At 60.7% G+C, this 26,322-nt stretch carries 22 protein-coding genes and 1 pseudogene; 14 read left to right on the top strand and 9 right to left on the bottom strand.

All coding sequences use genetic code 11. The features are described from left to right. The first annotated feature begins 30 nt into the window (after positions 1 to 30). Positions 31 to 1,590 (top strand): Do family serine endopeptidase, encoded by a 1,560-nt coding sequence (locus V1279_RS23845; RefSeq protein WP_334440811.1) that lies wholly within the window; start codon positions 31 to 33, stop codon positions 1,588 to 1,590. A gap of 1,082 nt (positions 1,591 to 2,672) precedes the next feature. Beyond that, entirely contained in the window at positions 2,673 to 2,891 is a 219-nt protein-coding gene (locus V1279_RS23840; protein WP_334440809.1) for a hypothetical protein, read from the top strand. Positions 2,892 to 3,167: 276 nt separating this feature from the next. On the opposite strand, the gene V1279_RS23835 is transcribed toward V1279_RS23840, so the two are convergent. Further along, positions 3,168 to 3,881, bottom strand: coding sequence for a Bax inhibitor-1/YccA family protein (locus tag V1279_RS23835; protein WP_334440806.1), 714 nt, complete (start codon positions 3,879 to 3,881; stop codon positions 3,168 to 3,170). Positions 3,882 to 4,464: 583 nt separating this feature from the next. Between V1279_RS23835 and V1279_RS23830 the strand changes: the two genes are divergently transcribed. Then, a complete protein-coding gene (locus V1279_RS23830) occupies positions 4,465 to 4,788 on the top strand; it encodes a hypothetical protein (RefSeq protein ID WP_334440803.1) in 324 nt (107 codons plus the stop codon). A 435-nt stretch (positions 4,789 to 5,223) separates the two neighbouring features. After that, positions 5,224 to 7,170, top strand: a complete 1,947-nt coding sequence (locus tag V1279_RS23825; protein WP_334440801.1) for an MASE1 domain-containing protein — start codon at positions 5,224 to 5,226, stop codon at positions 7,168 to 7,170. Between the two features lie 9 nt (positions 7,171 to 7,179). On the opposite strand, the gene V1279_RS23820 is transcribed toward V1279_RS23825, so the two are convergent. After that, positions 7,180 to 7,596, bottom strand: a complete 417-nt coding sequence (locus V1279_RS23820) for a response regulator (RefSeq protein ID WP_334440799.1) — start codon at positions 7,594 to 7,596, stop codon at positions 7,180 to 7,182. Positions 7,597 to 8,073: 477 nt separating this feature from the next. Here V1279_RS23820 and V1279_RS23815 point away from each other — a divergent pair. Beyond that, a pseudogene (locus V1279_RS23815) lies at positions 8,074 to 9,231 on the top strand (epoxide hydrolase family protein). A 633-nt stretch (positions 9,232 to 9,864) separates the two neighbouring features. Here V1279_RS23815 and V1279_RS23810 read toward each other — a convergent pair. Both V1279_RS23810 and V1279_RS23805 read right to left on the bottom strand, forming a co-directional pair. Then, positions 9,865 to 10,806, bottom strand: coding sequence for a GAF domain-containing protein (locus tag V1279_RS23810; protein WP_334440796.1), 942 nt, complete (start codon positions 10,804 to 10,806; stop codon positions 9,865 to 9,867). A gap of 130 nt (positions 10,807 to 10,936) precedes the next feature. After that, positions 10,937 to 11,731, bottom strand: coding sequence for a class II aldolase/adducin family protein (locus V1279_RS23805; RefSeq protein WP_334440793.1), 795 nt, complete (start codon positions 11,729 to 11,731; stop codon positions 10,937 to 10,939). Positions 11,732 to 11,894: 163 nt separating this feature from the next. On the opposite strand from V1279_RS23805, the gene V1279_RS23800 reads away from it, so the two are divergent. Beyond that, positions 11,895 to 12,905, top strand: coding sequence for a glutathione S-transferase N-terminal domain-containing protein (locus tag V1279_RS23800; RefSeq protein ID WP_334440790.1), 1,011 nt, complete (start codon positions 11,895 to 11,897; stop codon positions 12,903 to 12,905). Positions 12,906 to 12,924: 19 nt separating this feature from the next. Here the strand turns inward: V1279_RS23800 and V1279_RS23795 are convergent, their stop codons facing one another. The 5 genes from V1279_RS23795 to V1279_RS23775 all read right to left on the bottom strand — a co-directional run bounded on the left by V1279_RS23795 (position 12,925) and on the right by V1279_RS23775 (position 18,934). Further along, positions 12,925 to 13,554 carry a 2-hydroxychromene-2-carboxylate isomerase gene (locus tag V1279_RS23795; RefSeq protein ID WP_334440787.1) on the bottom strand — a complete coding sequence of 210 codons (630 nt, stop codon included), beginning with the start codon at positions 13,552 to 13,554 and terminating at the stop codon, positions 12,925 to 12,927. Positions 13,555 to 14,096: 542 nt separating this feature from the next. Further along, entirely contained in the window at positions 14,097 to 16,007 is a 1,911-nt protein-coding gene (locus tag V1279_RS23790) for a flavin-containing monooxygenase (protein WP_334440785.1), read from the bottom strand. A 14-nt stretch (positions 16,008 to 16,021) separates the two neighbouring features. After that, positions 16,022 to 16,795, bottom strand: coding sequence for an SDR family NAD(P)-dependent oxidoreductase (locus V1279_RS23785; RefSeq protein ID WP_334440782.1), 774 nt, complete (start codon positions 16,793 to 16,795; stop codon positions 16,022 to 16,024). Next, a complete protein-coding gene (locus tag V1279_RS23780; RefSeq protein ID WP_334440779.1) occupies positions 16,785 to 17,441 on the bottom strand; it encodes a TetR/AcrR family transcriptional regulator in 657 nt (218 codons plus the stop codon). The genes V1279_RS23785 and V1279_RS23780 overlap by 11 nt, the downstream gene beginning before the upstream one ends. Continuing rightward, a complete protein-coding gene (locus V1279_RS23775; RefSeq protein ID WP_334440775.1) occupies positions 17,438 to 18,934 on the bottom strand; it encodes an AMP-binding protein in 1,497 nt (498 codons plus the stop codon). Before V1279_RS23775 ends, V1279_RS23780 begins: the two co-directional genes overlap by 4 nt. A gap of 169 nt (positions 18,935 to 19,103) precedes the next feature. Here V1279_RS23775 and V1279_RS23770 point away from each other — a divergent pair, with 169 nt between their 5' ends. The 8 genes from V1279_RS23770 to V1279_RS23735 all read left to right on the top strand — a co-directional run bounded on the left by V1279_RS23770 (position 19,104) and on the right by V1279_RS23735 (position 26,318). Beyond that, a complete protein-coding gene (locus V1279_RS23770) occupies positions 19,104 to 20,363 on the top strand; it encodes an ABC transporter substrate-binding protein (protein ID WP_334440773.1) in 1,260 nt (419 codons plus the stop codon). 98 nt (positions 20,364 to 20,461) lie between these two features. Further along, complete coding sequence (locus V1279_RS23765; protein WP_334440768.1) at positions 20,462 to 21,364, top strand: branched-chain amino acid ABC transporter permease; 903 nt, start codon at positions 20,462 to 20,464, stop codon at positions 21,362 to 21,364. Then, on the top strand, positions 21,361 to 22,377 hold the full coding sequence (locus V1279_RS23760; protein ID WP_334440766.1) for a branched-chain amino acid ABC transporter permease: 1,017 nt from the start codon (positions 21,361 to 21,363) through the stop codon (positions 22,375 to 22,377). Before V1279_RS23765 ends, V1279_RS23760 begins: the two co-directional genes overlap by 4 nt. A 2-nt stretch (positions 22,378 to 22,379) precedes the next feature. After that, a complete protein-coding gene (locus tag V1279_RS23755) occupies positions 22,380 to 23,138 on the top strand; it encodes an ABC transporter ATP-binding protein (RefSeq protein WP_334440763.1) in 759 nt (252 codons plus the stop codon). Further along, positions 23,135 to 23,851 carry an ABC transporter ATP-binding protein gene (locus V1279_RS23750; protein ID WP_334440760.1) on the top strand — a complete coding sequence of 239 codons (717 nt, stop codon included), beginning with the start codon at positions 23,135 to 23,137 and terminating at the stop codon, positions 23,849 to 23,851. The genes V1279_RS23755 and V1279_RS23750 overlap by 4 nt, the downstream gene beginning before the upstream one ends. A gap of 24 nt (positions 23,852 to 23,875) precedes the next feature. Next, the gene (locus tag V1279_RS23745; RefSeq protein ID WP_334440757.1) at positions 23,876 to 25,090 is read left to right on the top strand and encodes a CaiB/BaiF CoA transferase family protein; all 1,215 of its coding nucleotides are present in this window, start codon (positions 23,876 to 23,878) and stop codon (positions 25,088 to 25,090) included. Beyond that, a complete protein-coding gene (locus V1279_RS23740; RefSeq protein ID WP_334440755.1) occupies positions 25,087 to 25,863 on the top strand; it encodes an enoyl-CoA hydratase/isomerase family protein in 777 nt (258 codons plus the stop codon). Before V1279_RS23745 ends, V1279_RS23740 begins: the two co-directional genes overlap by 4 nt. Then, positions 25,863 to 26,318: a MaoC family dehydratase gene (locus V1279_RS23735; protein WP_334440752.1), complete on the top strand. Its 456-nt coding sequence runs from the start codon at positions 25,863 to 25,865 to the stop codon at positions 26,316 to 26,318. Before V1279_RS23740 ends, V1279_RS23735 begins: the two co-directional genes overlap by 1 nt. Positions 26,319 to 26,322 lie beyond the last annotated feature (4 nt).

Below are 26,322 nucleotides of genomic sequence, written 5' to 3'. Positions count from 1 at the left end.
CGCGCTGAATCCTCAACCTGGAGCTCTCTTATGACGGACCAACGCAATTCTGCTTCCTCCTCTCATCGGGAGCAGACGCGCTCCCTGTTCTCGGCACGAAAAGTCGTGTTGATGGCATCGGTGGTAACCGGGCTCGCGGTGTATGGGGTCAGCTCTTCGTCCGATCGCTTTGATATCTTCGGCGGCGCAGCTCACGCCCAGGTCGGTAATGCTGCGTCAAGCGCCGCCCAGTCCTTTGGATTTGCCGAGGTGGTGGAGCGCGTGAAGCCGTCTGTGATCTCGGTCAAGGTCACAATGAAGGACAAGGCCGCTGACGCGAGCAACAAGGACGACGCCGACGAGCCGAGCTCGCCCATGGAGCGCTTCTTTCGTCAGTTCGGCGGCCCGAATGGCGAATTTCAAAATCCCGGGCGTAACGGTCGGCGTGGCACGATGGGGCAAGGTTCCGGATTCTTCATTTCATCCGATGGATTCGCGGTTACCAACAACCACGTCGTCGAGGGAGCAGACAAAGTCGAAGTAACGACTGACGCCGGAAAGACCTACACCGCGAAAGTGGTCGGGACAGATCCCCGGACAGACCTTGCCTTGATCAAGGTCGAAGGCGGTTCAGACTTTTCGTTTGCGAAGCTTTCTGCTGACAAGGCCAGAATTGGTGATTGGGTACTTGCAGTCGGCAACCCGTTTGGCTTGGGTGGCACCGTAACCGCCGGTATCGTTTCAGCCAGCGGCCGTGACATCGGAAGTGGTCCTTACGACGATTTCATTCAGATCGACGCGCCCGTTAACAAGGGCAATTCGGGTGGCCCAGCCTTCAATATGCGGGGCGAGGTCGTCGGCGTAAACACCGCGATCTATTCGCCATCCGGCGGTAGCGTCGGCATCGCATTTTCGATCCCGGCAGCGACTGTAAAGAACGTGATCGCTCAGCTGAAGGACAATGGAAGCGTCAGCCGCGGTTGGATCGGTGTTCAGATTCAGCCGGTAACCCAGGATATCGCCGACGGCATGGGTTTGAAACAAGCGCAAGGTGCGCTGGTGGCCGACCCCCAGAAAGACGGGCCTGCAGCAAAGGCCGGCATCGAGGCAGGCGACGTCATCACTGCGGCAAATGGTCAGTCGGTCAAGGATGCCCGTGAACTTGCCCGCATCATTGGGGGCTTCGCACCTGGCAGCACCGTCAAGCTGGACGTTCTGCACAAGGGCAAGAGCAAAGTCGTCAGTCTGACCCTTGGTCAACTGCCAAACGCTCAGCAAGCCAAGGCCGACAGTGAAGCCGATGGCAAAGGGTCGACCCGTGGTACCGACGTTCCGCATCTGGGCCTCACCCTTGCCCCAGTGGGCAAGGCAGACAGCGCAAGCAAGAAAGGCGTCGTTATCACGAAGGTAGACCCGAAGAGCGTAGCTGCCGATCGCGGGCTCAAGAAGGGCGACGTGATTCTGGAGGTTGCCGGAAAGAACGTTACGAAACCCGGTGACGTCGGTGAAGCGCTTGAAACCGCACGCACCGACAAGAAGGGCAGCGTGCTGATGCGCCTTCGCTCCGGCGACGCATCCCGTTACGTCGCTCTGCCGCTCGCAAACGGCTAAGCAACTCAATGGCTGGCAGCGGCATTTTTGTCGCTGCCAGCCATCCCGTTGCCGCGGCGCCCAGTTCAGCGTCTTTCGGATATCGCGGATCACTGATGGCTAACAGCAACGAAACTGATTCTGCCGCCCGTTCAGATGTGCGACAGGGGTGGTCTGATGCTTGGCATCTCTGGTGGGTCATCATGCCGAGGCGATCGATTGCCGGTCGGCTGGTTTGGGGAATGGTATGGCGGCGCAACCGTGGAGGACGCTGGGAATACAAAAAATTCGTCGAGTATTCGGATGACGGTGGTCCGAAACCTGGCTCCTAGATCGGGGCACAGGCCCTGTCGGCCAGCTTAATATCATCTCCCGCGCGGCACGCCACCTCTTGAAGGCAGGTCGTTGTGCCACAAGCAGCGATGATGGAAGTCGTCAATATTCAGCGCTCCGAGAATGATCGTGTGCAACGCATCTGAGATCGAGTTTAGCAAATTGCGGATTACACGGGCCTATATCAAGCTCTTGTGCATTCCGGAAGGCGCCGCGAAAATAGTTTCACTCGCGCGACTCGGAAGTTACGAGGTTCGCATGCTTGAAATCTCGCAAGACGAATCTGACACGCCCCTGCTTTTTTCGATAGAATTGTTCGATCACGACGCACAATCGCCGGTCGATAGTTGCAGCTGCTGCGACATCGAAGAGGGAGCAGCTGCGTTCCGAGATTTCATTTCGCGATGAAGTCATTCGAGTGAGTTGTCTTAAGGGAGCGAGCCGCAAAGTCGAACGAATTGTCTCCTTTCATGGACGGTATGGCGTATGCCTCGCCGGCTCGGCCGCTCAAGCAATTCCGAAAAGCCGGGTGCCGAAACTGCATAGTCACTTGGCAGTCCTTGCTCCACTGTTCGGCACTTGAGCGGATCGGCATTTACGGAAAGTCGATGAGGAGCGAGAGTCTGGTCCGTTCGCAACGCATTAAACGCCATATCCGCGGGACGAGGTTTAGCAGCCCAGAGTGTCGTTGGTCAGGCCCGAGAGGAGACCCAACATGTCACGTCGAACCATCATTTCGCTCGCTGCATCCGTCATTATCGGCATCGGATTTGTCGGTACCATTTCAACTGACGCCTCCGCATATCGCGCTGGTGTCTCTCGCGGTGGGGTTTACCGTGGCGGCGTTTACCGTGGTGGCATCTACCGTGGCGGCATCTACCGTGGTGTACGCCCGGGAGTGGCGGTCGGCGTCGGTGCTGCTGCGGTCGGTGCTGCCGCGGTCGGGGCTGCTGCCGCGGGTGCTTATTACGGCGCTCCCGCCCCGGTAGGTTGTCCATACGGCTACTATTATTATGCCCCCTACAACCGCTGCGTACCGACGCCATAATGGCTGCAATACGGTGGACATCGGAAGAGCGGAAGCAAGTGGCCGCCGCTCTTTCGTACAGTCTGAATGAACGTGCTCGTTGCGAAGCCCCTGCCCAAAAAGCAGGATACTGTTCCCACGTGCGCGAGAAAACTCGAAACTCGCAAATGCCGCATGTTGGCGATTTCAGCCGCTGCAACGCTCTGCGAGCGGCTCGCGTGCAAGAATCACTCGTACTCTAGCGTCGGCCGCCCATCAGGCGCAGCATCATCATGAACAGGTTGATGAAGTTGAGGTAGAGCGACAGCGCGCCCATCACGGCCTTGCGGCCTGCCGAAATCGTGTCATCGCCGCGGTCGTACATCCCCTTGATCCGCTGGGTGTCGTAGGCAGTCAGGCCCGCAAAGACGCCGACGCCGATAATGGAAATCATCCAATCGAGCCCGCTCGATCTCAGAAACAGATTGACCAGGCTTGCGATAATGATGCCGATCAGGCCCATGAACAGGAAAGTTCCGAATCCCGACAAGTCGCGCTGGGTAGTGTAACCAAAGATGCTGAGCGCGCCGAAGGCCGCCGCCGAGATAAAGAACACCCGCGTGATCGAGGACTCCGTGTAGATGTGGACGATGGTCGACAATGAAACCCCGACAAGGGCCGCATAGAGGAAAAACAATCCTCGCGCAGCTTCCACCGACAACGTGTTGATTCGGGCGCTGATAAAGAACACTAGTCCCAGTGGCGCCAGCATGAGCACCCACATCAGCTGACTTTGAAGCAATTCATCGCCGGTGAACTGGTAGGTCAAAAACGCGGCAACGCCGGTCAAGCCAACGCCGGCGGCCATGTAATTATATACGCGCAGCATGAATGCGCGAAGGCCGACGTCTATCGCCGTGACGCGGTTTGCGGAGAAGGCGGGCGCAGATGCATCTCGATCGTAGTTCGACATGGGTCGTAACCTTTCTTACAGGCTCCTGCAGGGAGGAGCTTGAGATCGACGATCGACGTTCCGTAGTTTGAGCCAATCCACGCGGAATCTCAGCACGCCAAAAGACTGAGACCTTGACCGACTTCAGAAAAATTAAAGCGGAACCCTATGCGATGCCATGCGATTTCGGCAGGGAGCGGATAATTGCGCTCTAACGTCCGAAGGTCCGGTCGGCCAGAGCGTCATCGATGCCGACTTCTGGCCGAATGAACATCAGGGACTTTAGCGCTTCGCATGGCGTGCCGACTGGTCGCAAGTTCAAGGGGCAGATTTCGCCACACCTTGATAAGCGGGGTATTGCCCCAAAGAGCAATGCCCATCGTACGACGTTCTAGTTAGGCTGGTTGGGCAGCTGCCGATAAGATCTGACCGTGTGGGCGCGGGGTGTGGGCCTTGTTGAACTCGAAAGTAATGTCAGGTCGTCGCTTCGATCAAGCCTCGCACGTACCCGATCCCCCGCTGCGCTGAGCCCAAGGCGTCGTCGGCCGCATCCGAACGACAACGCGAAGGAGCAGACAACCTAGGCATCAAATGGAGCGCCCAAATGACACACATGATACGAGCGTGTTCGGTACCGATTGTGGCCGCACTGGGAATGTTGGTTGCAGCGGCGCCCGCACTTGCGCAGAACGCTCCCCAGTGCGTGGTGTCGGGGTCACCGCCAGCAGGCTGGGGCTTTAACTCGATAGGCTATATCGAGATCGCTTCCGGCGGGAGCTGCATGTTTTCCGTCAGTATCGCCGGCGAAATATTGAGTTCGAGCGTTTCACAGAATCCGGCACACGGCACTCTGCAACAGCTCAATGTATCCAGCATCGCCGCGCACCGCAGCCATGTGGCCGATATCGTCAAGCACGGGCTGACCTGAGGCTCGGCCACACGCTGACGCTGTTCGCCCTTGCCGGCGCCGCCATCCTGCTCGGCCGCGTCTGACGTCATCCTCCATACGAACCATGGCTGTTCACCCGGGATAGAGCGGACATCGAGCAGAGGGCGAGAGGGGGCACTTTTGGGCCAAAGGTAAACATCGGACCCGCGCCGAAGCCTCTAGCAAATCACCTCGTTTATATGCTTTGATCGCCCGTGGCTCGACTCCGGAGTTTGGGGTCTGATTGGCCAACGCGCGGCTGGAGTTTCCCAGCGTATCATCATCACGCGCTATGCGACCGATCCACCGCGGCATGGTCAGACAGAACAATCCTGCCGGGATTCCGACATCTACGTTTGGCGACTTCATCTTCTACTACACCGATGCCTTCGCGACGGCGTCAATATCTGCCGTGTGGCGATTGAAGGGAAGCGAATGACGCGAAACCCCGTCCTTCATAGAGTACCGGAACAGAAGGTACGGCGGTTCACCGTCGCTGATCCGACGGGGCAATTGCCCAGCGCGGTGGCGGTCGCGATTGGGGTTGGCATCGTATATTTCCTGGCGGCACGGTTTAGCCTTTCCTTGCTGACAAAACCTGATGGCGTGGCAGTGTTCTGGCCAGCGTCCGGTGTTGCGGCGGGCGTCCTGATCGCCCTTGGTCCTCGGGCGAAATGGCCGGTGGCCATCGGAGCGGCCGCGGCAACCATCGCGGCCAATCTTTTGGGAGACAGGAGCGTTGCGGGCGCCGTCACTTTCGCGTTGTGCAATGCTGGAGAAGCGATGCTCACGGCGGGCCTTATCGAGCGCCAGTTTGGTTCGGGTTTCGCCCTCGACCGCGTGCGAAAAGTCTTAGGATTGCTCGCGGCAGCCGTGTTGGGGAGCGCCATCTCGGGAATCGGCGGAGTTCTGGGGTTCAAGTTGTTCCACTTCTCGACTGCGCCGATTTGGACCATCTGGCAGCACTGGTTCGCATCCGACGCGCTCGGCATTCTAACGGTTGCGCCGCTGCTAGCCGGAGCTGCCGCGGCCGCGCGCGACCCTCCGTCGCTGAACGAGGCCCTCGAAGGCGCTGCAGCACTTATCGCGATAACAGTGACGATCACACTTGTTATCTTTCTACCGCGCTCATCATTTGCGACTGTAGTGCCGATTGCCCTGCTATTTCCCCTGTTACTTTGGCTGGCGGCCCGCTGCCGGCCGGTGTTCGCCGCGGCGGCCGCGTTCGTCGTTGCGCTGACGATCGTGTGGACGACCACTTTTGGCATTGGATATTTCGGTGACCCCGACCTTCCAATCGAAGACCGCATCGTGGGCGCCCAAGCGGGCATCTTGACAACGTCGCTGTGCACGCTCGTTCTTGCCGCGCTGTTCGCAGAGCGGCGTCACCAGGAGGCTGCACTGAGGGAGGGGGCTACGCGTTTGGAAAAGGCCCTTGCGGCCGGGACGGTGATTGCTTTTGAGTGGGATGCCCAGACCGGTGCATCACATCGCAGCGAGAACGCGGCGAATATTCTTGGATACGATCCGCAAGCGCCCCTTTCGGCAGCTCGCTTTCTTGCACTGATTCATCCGAATGACCGTGCGCACTTCAAAGCGCAAGTGAGGAGTGTCCGACCTGAAAATCCGTCCTATGCTGTCACATTCCGCGTGATCCGCCCCGACACCCAGGAAATGTGGCTTGAGGAAACAGCAACAGCGGAGTTTGATGTTGATGGGAAATGCCTACGTATCGAGGGCCTGACCCGTGACATCACGAAAAGCAAGCGAGCCGAAGAGCACCAACGCATGCTGGTCGCAGAGCTTGACCACCGCGTCAAGAACGTGCTTGCCCGCGTTGGCGTGGTCGCCATGTATACCCGCGAGGGTAGCGGCACAATCGACGAATTTATCCAAGCACTCGATAGACGCATCCAAAGCATGGCAGTTGCGCACGAATTATTAAGCCAAGGTAATTGGCTGGGCGTTCGTCTTACGGATCTTGTTCGGCACCAGCTAGCTCCCTACGCAACAGACGCAAATACGACGACCAGCGGCCCGGACATCGCGCTCAACGCCGCGGCAACTGAGGCGCTCGGAATGGTGCTGCACGAGCTTGTGACCAACGCCTCCAAATACGGCGCGCTGTCAATCCCCCAAGGTCGGGTGTCGGTAAGCTGGGAATGCCAGAGCAGGGACGATGCAACGTTTGGTCTGAAAGTCTTGTGGCGCGAGACGTGTGGCCCGCCCGTATCAGCTCCATGTAAGAGCGGATACGGAATTAGCCTGATTTGCGAACTCATCCCTCACGAGCTTGGAGGTACGGTCGACCTCGCATTTTCATCCGAAGGCGTGTCCTGTACAATCGAAATCCCCCTCAAGCAGCTGGGTAGCCTCGCGTGAGAGGATCTCTCATCGATCCGGCAGCCGAGCAACGATCGGGCGCAAGATCGCCAAAAACTGCTCGACGCTGACGGGCTTTTGCAGAATGGCTTCGACCTTTCCAGGTTGAAGAGAAACTTCCGTGTAGCCCGTCATGACGATGACCGGAATGCCTTCTTCCTGGAGCCGATCAAGCAACGGGTTAGCCCGCTCGCCATCCCGCAAATTGATGTCGACGATGGCCACGTCGGGCTTGCGCTCGGCAATTAGGCGCTCGGAGTCAGCTATGGTGGCAGCCGGACCGGCCACGTCCGCGCCCAGTGCACGAAGCAGACGTTTGATGGCGTTGCCGACGTGCCAGGAATCCTCCACTAGCAGAATACGCGCACCTTTCAGTTCCGACGATCCAGATGTTGGTAGGCTATGAGGGCTCGAGGTGGGTTTCATAGCTGCTATTTCAGCGGCACGAGGGGTGGATGCTGATCCACCGCGTTCGCTGGGCGTGATGGACTGCTCAAGCGGTCCCGAGATGCCGACGAGGCCGCGAATTTCCTTCCCAGATGTTCAAATACTAGCTGCTACGCTAGCGGCTGCCTATGCAGAATAAGGCACTTCAAAGGTAGTTCGGTGTTCGCTATGGCACTTAGCTCTTCAGAAGGTCGAATCCATGGCTGCTCAATGCCCCCGGTGATAAGCGAGGCGAGAGCCACGCCATCCTACGTGGCGAGCTGATGGCCATTCTCGACCTTGCCGCCGGCCGGCGGAGATCTCCCAGGCCAGAAGTTATGACAAACGTGCTTGCAGGTCTGCGATTGAACCTATCGCCGACCTCTCAGGCCCTTGATATCAGCTTCGTGTGCGGCGATGATTTCTGCTCGTGAAGTCGGTCCCGGCAGCTTCGGCTGAGGTACGAAAGGGTCTCTCATGAGCGCTGAAATCAAACCCTATCGCATTTCGATCGGCGACGACATGCTCGACGATCTCAGATCGCGGCTGCGCAACACGCGCTGGCCGGAAGCCGAACTGGTCGAGGACTGGAGCCAGGGCGCACCACTCAAATGGATCAAGGACATCTGCCGCTATTGGGCGCAAGAGTACGATTGGCGCGGGCGCGAGGCGCGGCTCAATCGCTTTGCGCAGTTCACCACCGAGATCGACGGGCTCGACATTCATTTCCTGCACGTCCGTTCGCCGCACCCGGAGGCGATGCCGCTGGTCATCACGCATGGTTGGCCGGGTTCGGTGGTCGAGTTTCACAAGGTGATCGAGCCTTTGACCGATCCGACCGCGCACGGCGGCAACGCCGCCGACGCGTTTCACGTCGTTTGTCCGTCATTGCCCGGTTTCGGCTTTTCTGAGAAGCCGAAGACAACCGGCTGGGGCGTCGGTCGCATCGCGTCAAGCTGGGCGGTGTTGATGGATCGCCTCGGATATTCGCGCTATGGTGCGCAGGGCGGAGACTGGGGGTCGGCGATCACGACCGCGATCGGCGCGCGGGACGCCGAACATTGCGCTGGCATTCACATCACGCTGGCAATGTCGACGCGGCCCAACGTGGAAGGGCAGCCGACTTCAGAGGAAGCCCGCGCCCTGAACGCCGTTCAGTATTACACCGATTGGGATTCCTGATACTCCAAGCAGCAATCGACCCGGCCACAGACACTCGGTTACGGCTTGACGGATTCGCCGAGCGGGCAGGCCGCGTGGATTCTGGAAAAGTTCTGGGCCTGGACCGATTGCGACGGTCACCCGGAGAACATCCTCGGCCGCGATGAACTTCTCGACAACGTCATGCTCTATTGGGTGACGGCGACCGCCGCCTCGTCGGCTCGCCTGTACTGGGAGAGTTTCGGGCCCAAGCGTCGCACGCCGTTCAGGGTGACGATACCGACGGGCGTCGCCGTCTTCCCCAAGGAGATCGTTACGCCGGTGCGAAAGTGGATGGAAGAGAGCTACACGAACATCCAGCACTGGAGCGAAATGCCGAAGGGCGGTCATTTCGCTGCGTTCGAGCAGCCGGACCTGTTCGTGCGGGAGGTGCGGGATTTCTTCAGGACGGTGCGTAAACCGCCTGTTTCGTGATCAGTTCGGCTTAGTCACGCCCATTTTCAACGCACCCCGGCAAGCGGGGACCGGCGATCATTGCGAAGAAGGACGCAGGGATTGCTGCGATCAAGGATCCGTACTCAACAGCGATGGGGTCGTTGAACATGGTGTTCGGTATCCATCGCGACGTGATCGCCGAAAAGCCCGGCCTCGTCCGGGTGATGCTCGGCATTCATCAGACGGCGACGGATTTTGCCTCGAAGGACGCAATGGTCGCGATGGCGTCCAACAAGCTCGGCCGGAAAAAGGAGGCGATCGAAGCTTCCGTCCCCCAATGTCGAACTGACATGGCGGCTCGAAGCAAAGCAGATCGAGCAGTCGAAAATCTATGCCGACCACATGCTGGCGCTGAAGCAGATCAAGCGGCTGCCGGATTTCTCAGCGTTCATCGACACCAGCTTCGTCGATGCGGTGAAGCCAACCTTAGCGTGACCACGCTCGCGTCCGATAGCGACAATAGTGCGGTCGCGGAGCACAAGGCGTCATGGATGGCGACTTGGTGGCCGCGCTTGCGGCAAGTCCCGAGTTCAACAAGTGGCGACGCCTTCTGTCCTCGCAACTGCATAGTCATCACGGCCGCAAGGCGGGCCGATATGCCGCGCCGGCCGTTTAGAGGTACCAGGCAGTAACTGCCTTGAGCAGGGCGTTTTCGATCACTGGCAGCACAACGATCTGGTTCATGCCAGCCGCGCGCGCCTGCTGCGCCGCGATCGATTCATCGACCTTCAGATGCTCGTTGATGGCGGGCATGCCCGTGGCCCAGGCGCCGCCGATGCTGCCTTCGCCTTTGCGTATCGTCTTTGACGCATAAAGCGAGGTCAGATCGGCATTCTTGCTGCAATCGCCGGACTGAAACACCAGTTCCGTTCGCGACGGGTTCGGGACCCAAATCTCAAAGCGTCTGGCGATCGGCGTTGCCTGCGCGGACAGGAAGGTCATGACCCAGGTCTGATCCGAGGGCGTGGTGTAGGGAATGCCGACGCCGCAGTTGATTCCGATTTCGCTCGCTTCCTCCCAGCGCAGGAAGCTCCTGGCGTTGTGCAAATCCTTGACGATGAGCGGCATGCCGGCCTTCCAAGCACGGCCGGGCAGGCCAAATCCGCGCGGGAACTTGGTGTGCCGGGAATTGAATTCAAACATGTCGGCGGTGCCGTAATAGCCGTCGACCAGACCCATCTCGTGGGATTTATCCGGATCATTGTGCCAGAGTTCGATGGCGCCGACGTGCTTTTCGTCGTCGCCGCAGAACAGCACCATCACGGCCATCAGGAATTCGCCAGCAAAAACCGGCAGCGCCACGCCGCAGGTCAATCCGGCTTCGATCGCCTCGTCCGTGCGCTTGAAGTAGGAGTTTGCGAACTCCGTGAGAATAACGGGATGACCGCTGGCCCACGCCTTGCCCGGCAAGCCTTCGTCATAGGCGAACAGCGCGTTTTCACTGACGGCCTTGAACTCCGAATACTCTTCGCTGCCAAGACAGCCGCCGAACTCCAGGCGCGTGCGGGTTCGGTCGGGCACCCATAATTCAACCACGCGAATGAATGTCTTCATCGGACGCACCCGCCGTCGCAACGCCTGACATCAGCATCGGCGATTTGGCGACGGTATGTACGATCAAATTAGAGGCAGGCTCCGCCCAAAGATCGTGCGGAGGCGGTACGCCTGACGAACGGATGAACTTTCAGTCTCGATAAGACGGATCAGTCCGGTCGAGCTTGCGCAGCAGCGCCGGCCAGGCGAGGTCGCCGTTACGGGCGCCCCGGCCGGGTTTCGGCTGCATCCGCTCATAGGTGTCTTCGAGGATAGCTTTCGGCGGATAGATCAACTTGGTGTTGCAGGACAATGCCATGACCTGCACCTGGCAGGCGCGTTCGAGACGGAACAGCACATTGAAGGCTGCCGGCACGGTACGGCCGACGACGAGCAGGCCGTGATTGCGCAGGATCATGGCTTCGTTGTCACCGAGGTCTCTCACCAGCCGCTCGCGCTCGTCGACATTGTCGGCGATGCCTTCGAAATCGTGATAGGCGATGTGGAGAAACCGCATCGAGGTCTGTGCCAGCGGCAGCAGCCCGCACGCCATCGCCGAGACGGCCATGCCGGCCGGCGTGTGCGTATGCGCCACGCAATCCATGTCATGCTTGGCCATGTGGATGGCGCTGTGAATGACAAAGCCGGCGACGTTGACGTCATAGTCGGAGGCGTTGAACAGCGTGTTGCCCTCGACATCGACCTTGATCAGGCTGGAAGCGTCGATCTCCTCGTAGAGCATCCCGTAAGGATTGATCAGGAACTGGCCGGTTGTTCCCGGCACGCGGCAGGAGATGTGGTTGGCGACCATCTCGGTCATCCCGTACATCGCAGTGAGACGGTAGCAGGCCGCGAGATCGACCCGCGCCTGCCATTCCTCCGCGCTCACCTGTTCGCGGACCGATTTTACGACCTTGACGGCGGGCGAACTGACGGGAGGGTTCATGGCGTTTCTCTACGGTTGAATTATTGGGCCGGGGCGGGGCCGGATCATTAGCCGGCAGGATAGCGGCAAATTTCGCGGTGCCGCAAGGCGAGTACCGCAGGCGTTATTGCAGGTCTGGCGGGTGAAATTCGAATGCGCTATGGCACGGGACGAGGTGAATGCCATGACCGAAGGACGCTACCGGCTGATCGGCTCAACCGCGTCGCCCTACGCCATCAAGTTGCGCGCGCTGTTGCGCTACCGGAGGATTCCGTTCGATTGGGTCATCATGACCAAGGCGCTGCGCAAGGCGACCGAGCATTTGCGGCCCAATCTGATTCCGGTGCTGCAGTATCCTGACGGGACCTACCGCGGCGAGACCACGACGCTGGCTTACGACCTGGAGAGCCGTCACAAGGAACGCTCCGTCATTCCCGATGACAAGGCCGTCGCGTTTATCTGCGATCTCCTGGAAGACCTCGCCGACGAATGGGCGGTGAAGCCGCTATTTCTCTATCGCTGGTGGGATCCGGAAGATCAGGCCTATGTCTCGCGCTGGGCCGGCGAGGAGTGGTCGGTGTCGGAGGCCCAGACCGGCAGTCCGGAAGAGATCGAGCAATTCCGCCAGCGGCAGATTTCGCGCATGGTCATTCTCGGCGCGACAGCGGAAAACAAGCCGCTGCTGGAAGAGAGTTACTTGCGGATACTGGCGGCGTTCGAGCCGTATGTCGGCATGACTAATTATCTGTTCGGCAGCCGGCCGTCGCTCGCCGATTTCGCCTGGTTCGGCCAACTCAGCGAGATGGCGACCGACCCGACGCCGATGCTGATCATGCGCGCGAAAGCGCCGTTCACCGATCACTGGGTGCGGCGGCTGGACGATGTATCGGGGGTGGAAGGCGAGTGGTATCCACGCGAACAAGCGCTTGGTGGCATGGCCGAGGCGCTATTGAGAATTGCCGGCGAACTCTATCTGCCGTTCCTTGTCGCCAATGCGGAAGCCTTTGCCAAAGGCCTCGAGCGGCTGGAGATCAATGTTTGGGGCCTGCCTTATGCGCTGGCGCCATTCAAATATCAGGTGAAGTGCCTGCAGCAGCTTCGCGACAAGTTTGCAGCGCTGGATACGGAGAGCAGGGCGGCGTTGCGGCCGGTGCTGGAGCGCACCGGGTGTTGGCAGCATTTGGCCAGCGGCTAGCTAAAAGCATGAGGCGGCCTCATTTGCGGTGGCGGCTGCCCAGCGCGGTTGCGATCGATTCCGGATTCCTGATGCGCTCGATCAACATGTCGATTCGATCGCCGCCCCAGAATAATTCGCCGTTGAAGACCATAGTCGGCACGCCGAACACACCGAGCGCTTCCGCTTCATCGATGATGCGGTCGTGCTCGACCCGCGCAGGACCGTGGACGTAAGCCTCGAACGCCTCGGCCGATCCACCGATCGAGGTGATCACGCCCGAAATGTCCGACAGTTCGTCGATTTCAAGATCATGACTCCAGAAGCGACGGAATACCGTGTCGTGATAGGGCCGGAACAGGCCATGGCGCTGTGCGAACAGCATGCCGGCGCTGGAATAGAAGGCGTCATAGATGCGCCGCGGCCCCTTCATGGTGAGGCCCTGCGCATTGGCATAGCGGCGCGCGTCCATATAGGCGTAGCGCACCTTGCGCCAGAAATGCGGCGTGCGCTCCTCCACCGTGCCCATGAATTCGGGGATGCGCAGTGTGTATGGCAGCCATTCGAGTTCGACGCCATGGATGTCCTCGAGTTCGAACAACCGTTTGTTGGCGACGAACGCATAAGGGCTTTTGTAATCGGTATAAATTCGTACGCGCGCTCTATCCATGGCATGTCCTTGTTCGACCAGATCAGTATCTCGATCCGAACAGAGCATGGAACCATGCGGCGCGGTTTGATATTCCAAAGCTTTTGATATTCCAAAAACGAATGGGCCCCGGTGCATGAGAGCATCGCGGGGCCCGACATCTTCGTTTTAGGCGAAGGATTTCTGGTAGACACCAGTATGATCTCAGGATCCGGCAGCGCTTGGCCTTGGCGCTCCAGTCCCGCGGATAGGTTCGAATTGTTGAAGGCGCAACGAGGCTGGCAGCTGCTTATGACCTCGACCGCACCTGGACCTTGCGATGAGCAAGGTCACCAGACTGATCCGGTGGCGTCATGCTCCTCCTCAAGAGTTAGCCGACGGACTTTCGTCCGCTTCCGCTGCGTGACGCCTCGATCATCTCACCGGGGCGCCAATGCCTGCGAAGCGGGGAGCCACCCGCTCCGTGACTTCAACAGGTGCAGCAGTGAAATGCTGCGGCAGATGCCGGCCGGTGTCAAGCCGTCCCCAACAGCAAGTTGTGCGACCGGTTCCCGGGAACATTGTCAGAGCTTTGTCTGATGGTAGTCCCGTAGGTCGGGGTCGTGAGTCATCGCCCAGTAATCCACGAACCGCCATGGCATCGCCGAAAATACCCGGCCTTGGTTGTTGCGGTAATACGTAGTCATGCCTGGGTGAGTCCAGATCAACTGCTCATGTTCGGCATCAACTTGTCTGATGTATTGATCGTGCACCTCGGGGCGAGCATCGATCGCGGCGATGTCTTGCTCGATCATTTCGACGAGGCAAGCCGAGATGTACCTGCTCTGGCATTCCGACTGGAAGATCACGCTGCCGCCGTGCGCGGGACCTGAATTCGGACCGAGCATCACGAAGAGATTCGGAAAGTCCGGTACGGTGAGGCCGAGATAGGCTGTCGGGTTATCGTTGGCCCAGGCCGTCCTGAGATTCTTGCCGCCGCGTCCGGTGATGTTGAGGCGAGCGGCCATTTCCGTGACTTTGAAGCCGGTTGAGATGACGATGGTATCGGCAGGCCGCAACTTGCCGTCGGAGGCGACGATGCCGTCGCGCGCGAAATGGCCGATCTTGTCGGTGACCAGTTCGACATTCGGCTTCGTCAGCGTCTTGAACCAGTTGTTATCGAGCAGGATGCGCTTGCCATAGGGCGGATAGGTCGGCACGCATTTCTCGATCAGGTCGGGACGATCCCTCAATTCGGACAGGATGAAATCCGTCAGTTCCTCACGATGCCGGTCATTGCCCTTGTTCACGGCGCGCTCGGGATGCGGCCAGTCGGGATCCTTGCGCAGGAACGGCAATAGGCCGTCGCCGTAGCGCCAGAACATGTTGAAGCGATACCACTGCACATAAAACGGCAGGTGCGCGAGAAGCCATTGCGCGCCCTCGGTGATGGGATCGGAATAACCTGCGACCGGACGCACCCATTGCGCGGTCCGCTGATAGACGGTGACCGAGGCGACCCGGTCCGCGATCGATGGCACCAGTTGCATGGCGGTCGCGCCGGTGCCGATGACGGCGACATGCTTGCCGTCGATCTTGACGTCGTCGGACCACAAAGCGGAGTGCAGCGTCAGGCCTTTGAAATCTTCCTCGCCCTTGAAATGCGCAGGGTGCGGGTCGTTGAGCTGGCCGATCGCGCTGACCAGCGTGGTCGATTCAAAGATCTCCTCGCCATTGGCGGTCTTCAATGTGGAGATCCAGCGCCGCTTGTTCTCGTCCCAGCACGACGACGTCAGTTCCGTATTGAGCCGGAGATGCTTTCGAATGTCGTGTTCGAGCGCGACCTTTTTGAGGTAGTCGAGCAATTCCTGGCGCTGGGCGAAATAGCGGGTCCACGGATTGCGCCGGCCGAACGAGAACGAATACGAATGGTTCGGCGTATCGACGCCGCAGCCAGGATAGCGGTTGACATACCAGGTGCCGCCGAGTTCGTCGTTTTTCTCGACGATGGTATAGGGAATGCCGAGCCGGCCAAGCGCAACGCCCAGCGCGATAGCGCAGACGCCGGCGCCAACGATCAGCACGTGCTGCTGCGCCAGCTTCTCGCTCGATGGCGGTTTGGTCCAGCGCGCCTCCCGGGGGATGAAGCCCATTTCCTCGCGCATCAGCGGCGCATATTCCGGCGTGACGTTTTCACCGAGCGTCGCGCGCATCATCTTCAGCATCAATTCGTCACCGGGGTCCGATATGACCGGCTTGGGCTCGCCCTTCGCGAAAAGCTCCAGCACCGCGGCACGGATTTCAGCCTGGATTTCTGGAGGAAGACCAGCTTGCGGATCCGGAATCAGGCGGACGTCGCGCTTCGGCTTGTAGGGCGGCTCCAGCCAACGCTCGTCGCCGGTCATGTGGACCAGTACCATCAGCAACACCCGGATATCGCCCTCGGCAATCGCCGATGACAGATCGAGTTTCTTGCGCGGCAGCTCGATATTCATGCTGGTGTCCTCGATTACGCGCCTGGTACTTCGGGCAGGCCGCCATAGGCGGCCCAGGTGGTGCCTGCAATATATCCAGCGTCGACGGGCAAGTTGATTCCGGTGACGCCGCTGCTCAGCGGCGAAAGCAGCCACGCGATGGCCTGTGCGACCTCGATCGGCTCGACCAGCCGGTTCATCGCCGTCGGGCTTTCGAGCGATTTCCTGTTCAGCGCACCCGAGGCGATACCGGCTTCCAGCGCGACGGTGCGCGTGAACCCGGGTGAGACCGCATTGACGCGCACGCCACTGCGGCCCCATTCGGCGGCCAGCGTCTGCGTGATCTGAATGACGCCCGCTTTCGCGGCGGTATAAGCATGGATCGGACCTGACGTCATGCCGGCAACGGAGGCGACATTGACGATCGCGCCATGTCGCCGCTCGGCCATCTTCACGCCGACGCTGCGGGCGACCAGAAACGTGCCGCGCAGGTCGATATTGACCTCGCGGTCCCATTGATCCATCCGCACGCGCTCGACCCGGTGCATCTTGCCGAAGACGCCGGCAGCGTTGACGAGGCCTACTATCGGACCATGCGCGGCCTCGATATCGGCGATGCCGCTGACGACGGCGCTTTCGCTTGCGACGTCGAGTGGTGCCGGCCACAGGACGACTTGCGTTCCAGCCAGCGGTTCCGGCGCGATGTCTGATATCACCACGCGCCGGCCCTGTTCGGCCAAGAGCATGGCGGTAGCGGCGCCGATGCCGCGGCTGCCGCCGGTGATGAGGACGATACCCTCAGCGGTCATGGTTATTGCCTTTTTCCGGTGTGAACAGGCCGCGCGTCACCAGCTTCTGATAGGCGGAGATGACGTGATCGGGTACGGCCGTGACCGCGCCGCCTGAATAGGAGTAGCGTCGGCTGAGATAGCCGCGCGCGCCCATCAGCATGTGGACGATGGCCTCGAATTCCTCGTCGCTATAATCGAGGATCGCGCCGGCCAGGCGCGCGCGCTTCAGAATCCGAACGTATGCCGTGGACATATTGTCGAGATGCTTCTGGTAGCCGATCGGTGCGAAATATTCGGCCTCGTTGAGGATACGCAAAAATTCCGGCACCTCTCGGATGAAATCGAAGAACGCGCTGAAGCGCTCGATCTCCTGCCTGGCCGCCTCCGCCGTGCCGGTGCGCTCGCGGATGAAATGAACCATGTCGATGCCGATCTTCGGCAGCAATTGATCGAGCAGTTCCTGGCGGTTCTCGAAGTGATTGTAGAACGTTCCCTGGGCGACGCCGGCTTCCTCGGTGATGCGGGCGACGGAAGCCTCGGCGTAACCGTGTTTGCCGACCACCTTGGTGGCGGCGTCAAATATCTTTCGCTTGGTCCAGGCGTTGCGCTCGACACGGTTGAGTTTTGTCACTTTGCCGGATGCGGCTTGCGATGATTGCGTCATGCGTGGGATTCCAGTTCGGTGCGCAGCACGCGCTTGAGGACTTTTCCGGAAGGGTTGCGCGGCAGGCTGTCGCGGATGATGAGCTGCTTTGGCACCTTGAAGCCGGCGAGGCGCGCGCGGCAGTGATCGGCAACAGCGGACAATTCCAGCGTGGCGCCGTCGCCCAGCACCACGACCGCCACCGGCTTTTCGCCCCAGAGCTCGTCGGGTAGGCCGATGACGGCGACTTCGCGCACCTGCGGCAGTTCGTAGATGACGCGCTCCACTTCGGAGGAGGCGATATTCTCGCCGCCGGAAATGATCATGTCCTTCTTGCGATCGGTCAGGTAGAGAAAGCCGTCCTCATCGAGATAGCCGACGTCTCCGGTACGAAACCAGTCACCGAAGAACGCAGCCGCGGTCTTTTCGGGATCCTTCCAGTAGCCTTGCGTTACCTTGGGCCCGCGCAGGCAGATTTCGCCGTTCTCGCCAGACGGCAGTCTGTTGCCGGCATCGTCACGGATTTCGATTTCGACATGGGCGATGGCACGGCCGGTCGAACCGATCTTCTCGATTTCGCGTCCGGCTTCCATGAAGGTGTCGCCGCCGCAGCTTTCCGTCAGCCCATAGGCGTCGATGTAGCGGGCGTTCTTGAAGTAGTCGGAGAAGGCGCGGATGCGCACTTCCGGCGTTTTCTCGCCGCCGCCGATGGCCCAGCGCAGGCTGGAGACATCGTAGCGGTCGCGGGCCGGGCAGGTGAGGATTGCGGTCGTCATGACGGGTGCGAACCAGGCGGCGTTGAGTTTCTCCGCTTCGATGGCGGCGAGCGCCTGCTCGGGCTCGAAGTTGCGGTGGATGGAAAGCATGCCGCCGTGCCAGAGCACCGCGATCCCCGGCAGATCGAGCGCACCGACATGATAGAGCGGACCGACCACCAGCAAGCGCGTGTCCGCGTTCAATCCGAGCGCGAGCGTCTGGTCGGCCGACTTCCAGTACAGGTTCTCATAAGTGAGCATCACGCCCTTAGGGCGGTCGGTGGTGCCTGAGGTGTACATCAGCCGCATCAGGTCACGCGGTTGCCTGACATGCACCGGGGCAGGCGCGATATCAGGCGCAAGGCGCGTCGCGTCGGATTGGGTGCCTTCGTCGAGCAGCACCACTGGCGCACCGCCGGTTGCGATGCCTGCAAGCTCGTCATCCGCAATCAGGAGGCGCGCGCCTGAATTGCCGACGATGTAGCCGACTTCATCGGCGGAGAGCCGATAGTTGATCGGCAGAAACACCGCGCCGATGTGGCTGGTCGCAAATACCAGTTCGAGGAACGCCGTGCTGTTCTTCATCAGCACCGCGACGACGTCGCCCGGGCCTATTCCGCGTGAGGCGAGCCATCCGCCGACCCGGCGGATACGGACGTCGAGCGCGGCATAGGAGACGTCCTCGCCGCGGTATTTCAGCGCACAGCGATCCGGCGTCCGCCGGGCGTGAAATGCGATGAAGCTGGATAGATTGATCATTATCGCCCAAAAAGCCGGTTTCCGGCCTCGTCTCTCCATATATGAATTATGACTCGTAATTCATCTTTGGCTTGACGTCACCCCCCTTGCTCTGAAATTCTCAGCCTGCATGGAGGCGACACGACCTCCGGCAGGGATTTGGGAACGCAAACCCCACAGGGAGGAAGCAATGACGAGGACCCGCAAACCGGGCGTAAGCCGACGTACGACGTTGGCGATGATGGGCGCCGGGGCCGTAACATTCGCGACGCCCTGGGTGGCACGCGCGCAAGCCAAGACCATCAAGGTCGGCATGCCGACCATTCTTTCCGGGCGCGTGGCGCAGCTCGGAACCTCGTCGCGCAACGGGGTGATGCTGGAAATCGAAAAGGTCAATGCTGCCGGCGGGTTGGCCGGACGCCAGATCGAAATGGTGATCCGCGATTCCAAAGGACAGCCGCAGGAAGCCGCGCGCGTCGCCCGCGAACTCGTCAACACCGACGGATGCGAAATATTGATCGACGCGGAAGCATCATCGGGCGCTTTCGCGGTGCATGAGGTGGCGCGCGATCTCGGCGTGCTCTGCCTTCACACCAACTCGGAAACTTCGGCGCTGACTGCCGATCCCAAGCAGCACATTCCCAACGCGTTCCGCACCGCACGCCAGGGCGTGCATGACTCCATCGTCGGCGGCAGCTACGCAGCGGCGATCGCCAAGGCGAAGGGGCTGAAGAGATGGGCGACCTGTTCGCCCGATTACGCCTATGGCCGCGACACCACCGGCGAATACGTGACGTACCTGAAGCGCTTCGCGCCCGACACCGAAATCATCAGCGAGTCCTGGCCCAAACTTTTCCAGCCTGACTACACCGAGGTGGTGACGAAAATTCTGCAGGCCAAGCCGCAGGCGCTGTATTCCTGTCTGTGGGGCGGCGACCTCACGTCCTATATCGACCAGGCCAACATCTACGCGCTGTTCAGCCAGATGGAGGTGTTCGCGGTCAACATGGCCGACTACACCGCGCTGACGGTCGTGAAGAACCTGCCGAAGGGCATTCACTCCGGCAACCGCTACATCAAGACCTATCCGGCAACACCGGAGAATGCCGCGTGGGGCGATGCGTACAAGGCGAAGTACAACGAGTATCCCACCAACTGGTCATGGGAGAATGCCACCGCGATCATGCTGCTGGCGGAAGCCTCGAAGAAGGCGAATTCAGCCGACGGCAAGAAGATCGCGGAGGCGCTGCGCGGCCTGAAGATCAAGTCGCCGTTCGGCGCAGACGGCACCGTCACGATGCGCGCCGAGGACCAGACGCTGGTCGGCTATGCGATCGGCTGGGGGACGACGATCCCGCAGGAGCCCTACGTGCCGCAGGTCCAGGCAGGCGACTGGAAGACGATCTTCGAGCTCGAAGCCGAGTGGAAGAAGAGCAAGGGCTATACCTGATCGATCGGCGGAAGCGGAGGTGGCGTAAGCCGCCTCCGTTCGCTGCCGAATGTTTTTCGCGCGTCGCCCGTTCCGGCGCGCTGTAATGGATGCTTCCCTTGGATATCGATGCGCTTACCGGTTGTCTCGCCAGTTCCGCCTGCCTGGTGACGCAAACTACCAGCGGCTTCATCATCGGCATGTTGCTGTTTCTCGTCGCCGTCGGGCTGACGCTGATCTTCGGCGTGCTCAAGGTCGTCAATTTCAGCCACGGTGCCTTCTATATGTTCGGCGCCTATTTCGCGATGACGGCCTATCAGTTTACCGGCAGTTTTGCGCTGGCGATGCTGTGCGGGGCGGCCGGCACGGCCTTGCTCGGCCTGATCTTCGAGCGCGTGTTCATGAGCCGCGTCTATGGCTCCGACGTGCTGATGCAATTGCTCGTCTGCTACGCCTTCGTGCTGATCTTCGATGACGTCGTACGGATGATCTGGGGGCCGGAATTCAAGTCGATGGGCATGCCGGCGGCGTTCCAGGTGGCGCCGCTGTTCATCGCCGGCGGCGTGGTGCCACCGTATTATTTACTCCTGATCGGCGTCGCGCTGGTGGCTGCCGTGGTTCTCGGGCTCGGCCTGGCGCGCACGAGAATTGGCAAGGTGATCCGGGCGGCCGCGCATAATCCGGGCATGGTGTCCGCACTCGGCATCAACACCGGATTGATTTATGGCGGCGTGTTCGCGCTCGGCGGCATGCTGGCGGGCCTTGCCGGGGCGCTCGCCGCGCCCGTGCGGTCCCTGACCCCGGGCATGGGATTTTCGGTCCTGATCGAATCCTTCATCGTCACCGTGATCGGCGGCATGGGCTCGATCCTCGGCGCGCTGATCGGTGCAATCCTGATCGGCATGATCCGCTCGTTCGGATCGCTCGGCTTTCCCCTGTTCACGGAAGGGCTGATGTATCTGTTCATGGTGATCGTGCTGGTGTCCAGACCCACCGGTCTGTTCGGTAAGGAGGTCGCATGACCGAATTACAGGCCGAACAGGCCGCCGTGATGCCGCGGATCGAGTCCCAATCGCAGCGCTCGCGCTATCGCGACGTGCTGATCGCGTTGGCGGCCTTTGCCGTGCTGGCGATCCTTCCGATGCTCACCGGCAGCAAGGCGCTGCTCGACTTTGTCATCCGTTGCTCGGCGTTCGGCCTGTTCGCGACCTCGCTCAACCTGCTGGTGGGTTTTACCGGCTTGGTCTCGTTCGGACATGGCATGTTCTTCGGCCTTGGCGCTTACGGCTTCGGCCTGATCATGCAGCGCAGCGGCCTGCCGGTGCCGGTCGCGTTTGTTGCAACACTCGTTATCACCACCCTTATCGCCACCGTCATCGGCGCGATCTGCGTGCGGTTGAAGGAGATCTACTTCGCCTTTGTCACGCTGGCGTTCCAGATGCTGATCCACAGTACGATTCTATCCTGGGTGTCGCTGACCGGTGGCGATCAGGGCTTGCGCGGCGGTATTCCGCGCCCGGCCTTTTTCGGCGTCGATTTGTCGAACCATGTGCATCTGTACATCACGAGTTGCGCGCTGCTGGTGATCGGACTTCTCTTGATGCGCCAGATCGCGCAATCGCCGTTCGGCTATACCTTGCGGATGATCCGCGACAACGCCATCCGCGCCAGCTTCATCGGTATCGATGTCTGGCGCGCAAAACTCACGATATTCGTGCTGGCGGCACTGTTTGCCTCCACCGGCGGCATCATCATGGCGCTGTTCGTGTCGGGCGCGTATCCCGAGTTCGCCTACTGGACGATCTCGGGTGAAGGCATCTTCATCAACATGCTGGGCGGCGTCACGACGTTCCTCGGTCCGATGGTCGGCACCGTGCTGCTCCTGATCCTCAACGATACCGTGACGCGACTGACCGAATATTACGGCATCGTGCTGGGCATCGTGATCCTGTTCTTCGCCATCGGCCTGCGGAAAGGCCTGATGGATTTTGTGGTCGAGTGGTATGCGCGACGCCGCAATGGTTCCGGGGAGTAGCCATGCTGGAGATACGCTCCCTTTCGAAATCGTTCGGCGGCGTCAAGGCGACGGATAATGTCACGCTCGACTTCGCCGACGGTTCGCTCACCGCCGTGATCGGCCCCAACGGTGCCGGCAAGAGCACGTTCTTCAACCTGATCACCGGCGCGCTGAGGCCGGACTCCGGCCAGATCCTGCTCAATGGTGTCGATATGGCTGGGCGGTCGCCGCCCGATATCGTGCGTCACGGTATCGGCCGGGCATTTCAGGTCGCAAGTATTTTTCCATCACTCACGGTGCATGAGACGATGCTTGCCGCCGTCTGCGCTGATCAGCGCCGCGCCAGCGTGCTTCACCGCCGCTTCCCGTTGGCCGAAACCCGCGACCGCGCCGAGCATGCGATGGAATTGCTGGGGCTGACCAGCAAGCGCAATCGGACCGCGGCGACGCTGTCGCATGGCGATCAGAAGCTGCTCGATATCGCCCTCGCACTGGTGCTCGATCCCAGGGTGCTGCTGCTCGACGAGCCCACCGCCGGCATGGGCACTGAGGAGCGCTGGCGGATGATCGACAAGGTGAGGGAACTCTGGGAGAAGCAGAAGATCACAGTGGTGTTCATCGAGCACGACATGGATATCGTGTTCAAGATCGCGCCCGAGATTGTCGTGCTCTGCTACGGCCGCATTCTTGCAACCGGCACGCCGGATGCGATCCGCCGCAACGAGGCCGTCATCGAAGCCTATCTCGGCACCGAACATCATGCCGGAGCCGCGGTATGAGTGCGCAGCCGGTCGTGCAGGTCGAGGACCTCGATGTCTACTACGGCACCAGCCAGATCCTGTTCGGCGTGGGCCTGTCGGTGCGGCAGGGCGAAACCATGGCGCTGCTCGGGCGCAACGGCGCCGGCAAGTCCACCACCATGAAGGCGATCATGGGGCTCGCTCCCGCACGCCGCGGCAAAGTCACCTTGCGCGGTAAAGTAGTGTCCGGGCTGAAGCCGCATCACATCGCGCGCGCCGGTCTCGGTTTCGTGCCGGAGGATCGCCAGATATTTCAGGAGCACACGGTCGAGGACAATCTGGTCATCGGCGCCAAGAAGGGGCCAAATGGCGAGGACGAGTGGTCGATCCGGCGCATTTATGATGTGTTTCCGCTGCTGGAGCCGCTGCGCAACCGGATCGCAGGAAGGCTATCGGGCGGCGAACAGCAGATGCTGGCGATTGCGCGCACGCTGATGGGCAATCCCGCGCTGCTGCTGCTGGACGAGCCGAGCGAGGGGCTGGCGCCGATCATCGTGCAGCGGATCGGCGAATTGCTGCGGCAACTTCGCGGCACCGGCGCGACAGTGCTGATCGCCGAGCAGAACATGCATTTTTGCCTTGGCCTTGCGAGCCACGCGACGGTTATCGACAAGGGCCAGATCGTCTACACATCCGGGATCGAAGAGCTGAAAGCCAATGATAACATTCGTCAGCGCTACCTCGCGCTGTAGCTTTCGGCCCGACCGGGGGACGGAATGACCATCGAACGCAACATATCGCCGACGCATGAGGCGCCGTATCGCGGCCTGCGCGTGCTGGATTTCGGGCAGGGCATCGCCTCTCCCTATTGCGCGATGCTGCTCGGCATCTACGGGGCCGACGTGATCAAGGTCGAGCCGCCCGAAGGGGATTGGTCTCGCTTCCTTGGAACGACCTATGGAAGCCACACCACGCTGTCGGCGGTCTATAACCGTGGCAAGCGCAGCCTTTGTCTTAACATGAAGCACAAGGACGGAATCGCAATTGCCCGACGGCTGGCGAGAGATTGCGACGTTTTGATCGAAGGCTTTAGGCCGGGCGTCGCCGCGCGGCTGGGGATTGGCTACGAGGAATTATCGCGCGACAATCCCGGCCTGATCTATCTTTCGGTCAGCGCTTTCGGGCAGAGCGGTCCCTATTCGAAGCGGCCGGGCTCCGACTCCGTTGCACAGGCCTTCTCCGGCCTGGTGTCGATCAATGTCGGCAACGACGGCACCCCGCACCGGGTCGGCACCACGATCTCCGACGTCGTGACCGGCGTCTATGCCTTCCAGGCCATCGCGACGACGCTGTTTGCGCGCGCGACCGTCGGCACCGGGCGCTGGATCGACGTCAATCTTTGCCAATCGACGTCCGCACTGCTCGGTCACAAGATTGCGGAGCATATTCTGGAGGGCGATGCGCCGCGCGCGCTCAACGTTCCGGCGGGCTCGTATCAGACGGCCGACGGCTGGATGATGGTCACGCTGGTGAACGAGCCGCAATATAAGCGGCTGTGCGCGGCGATCAGCCGCGACGACCTCGCCAATGACCCGCGCTTTGCCGATTTCGCCCGGCGCGCGGATTCCGTGGACGCGCTGATCCCGCAGTTGCGGGAGGTTTTTCTGACGCAGCCGACGGATGCCTGGCTTGCCCACCTGCATGCCGCTGACCTCATCGCCGAACGGATCCTCAATCCCGGCGAATGGTTGCACAATGCCCATGTTGAGGCGACAAGAGCCGCGGTCTGCCAGCAGACGCCGGGCGTGGGGCCGGTGTACTCGCCGCGGACGCCGGGCATTGCGAGCTTCTCGGAGGATGACTTGCGCCCCGCGCCTGATATAGGCCAGGACAGTTACGAGGTGCTGCTGGAAACGGGTTTCCAGCGTGGCGCCATCGACGATCTGGTCAAGGCCGGCGCGGTGCGTCAGGCCAAGGGAGGCACGGCATGAGTACCGATCTCGTTCGTTATTCCGTCTCAGGCAATATTGCCGAGATCATGCTCGATCGCCCCCCGGTCAATGCGCTGAGCATGGACCTGATCGATGCGCTGCTGGCGGCGCTTTCGAAGGCGAGGGACGACGAAGCGGTGCGCGCCGTCATCATAGGCAGCGCACACAAGGTGTTTTGTGCCGGGCTTGATCTGGATATCGTCAGGGGCAAGCCGGGGATTGAGACCAAGAAATTCCTCGAACGGCTGTATTTCGCGCTCAACGATACCCAGTATCGCATGGGCAAGCCGACCATCGGCGCCGTCGACGGCGCGGTGCGAGCCGGCGGCATGACGATTGCGATCTCCTGCGACATGATCATCGCCGGCGACGCCTGTACCTTCGGCTATCCCGAAATCGATGTAGGCCTGATCCCGGCGATCCACTTCGTGCAACTGCCGCGGCTGGTCGGCAAGCACCAGGCGTTTGGGCCGCTTTTCCTGGGCGAGCCCTTTGATGCTGGGACAGCCTTTCGCATGGGGCTCCTGAGCGAAGTGGTGCCAAAGGGCACTGCGCTTGAGCGCGCGCGTTCGGTCGCGAGCAAGCTCGCCGCCAAATCTCCGATCGTCATGAAGATCGGGCGCGATGCCTTCATGCGGGCGGTCGATGCCGATTTCCGCCGGTCGGTCGAAAATGCGGCCGAGAGTTTTGCGCTTGTCGCAACGACGGAAGATTGTCAGGAAGGGCTGAATGCGTTCGTCGAAAAGCGGACGCCGAACTACAGGGGGCGCTGATGGCTGGATTGTATTTCGAGGAATTCGAGGTCGGTCGGGAATTTCACCATGAATTCTCCAGGACCGTGACCGAGATGGACAACACGATGTTCAGCCTGCTGACCATGAACCCGCAGCCGCTGCATATCGATGCGCATTTTGCCGAAAGCACCGAATTCGGCCAGCGGCTGTTCAACAGCCTCTATACGCTCGGCATCATGATCGGCATGAGCGTCTACGATACGACGCTCGGCACCACGATCGGCAACCTTGGCATGACCGACGTCAAGTTTCCAAAACCGGTATTTCACGGCGATACGCTCAAGGCGCACACCAGGATCATCTCCAAACGAGAGAGCAAGTCGCGGCCGAACCAGGGCATCGTGGAATTCGAGCACACCATGACCAATCAGCGCGGCGAGGTGGTGGCAAGTTGCCGCCGCACCGGCCTGATGCATTGCAAACCGAAGGTGTAGGCTG

It is taken from the genome of Bradyrhizobium sp. AZCC 1610 (assembly GCF_036924515.1).
GTDB lineage: Bacteria > Pseudomonadota > Alphaproteobacteria > Rhizobiales > Xanthobacteraceae > Bradyrhizobium.
The sequence above is the reverse complement of the archived record's forward strand: the minus strand, read 5'-3'. Positions and strand labels throughout refer to the sequence as shown.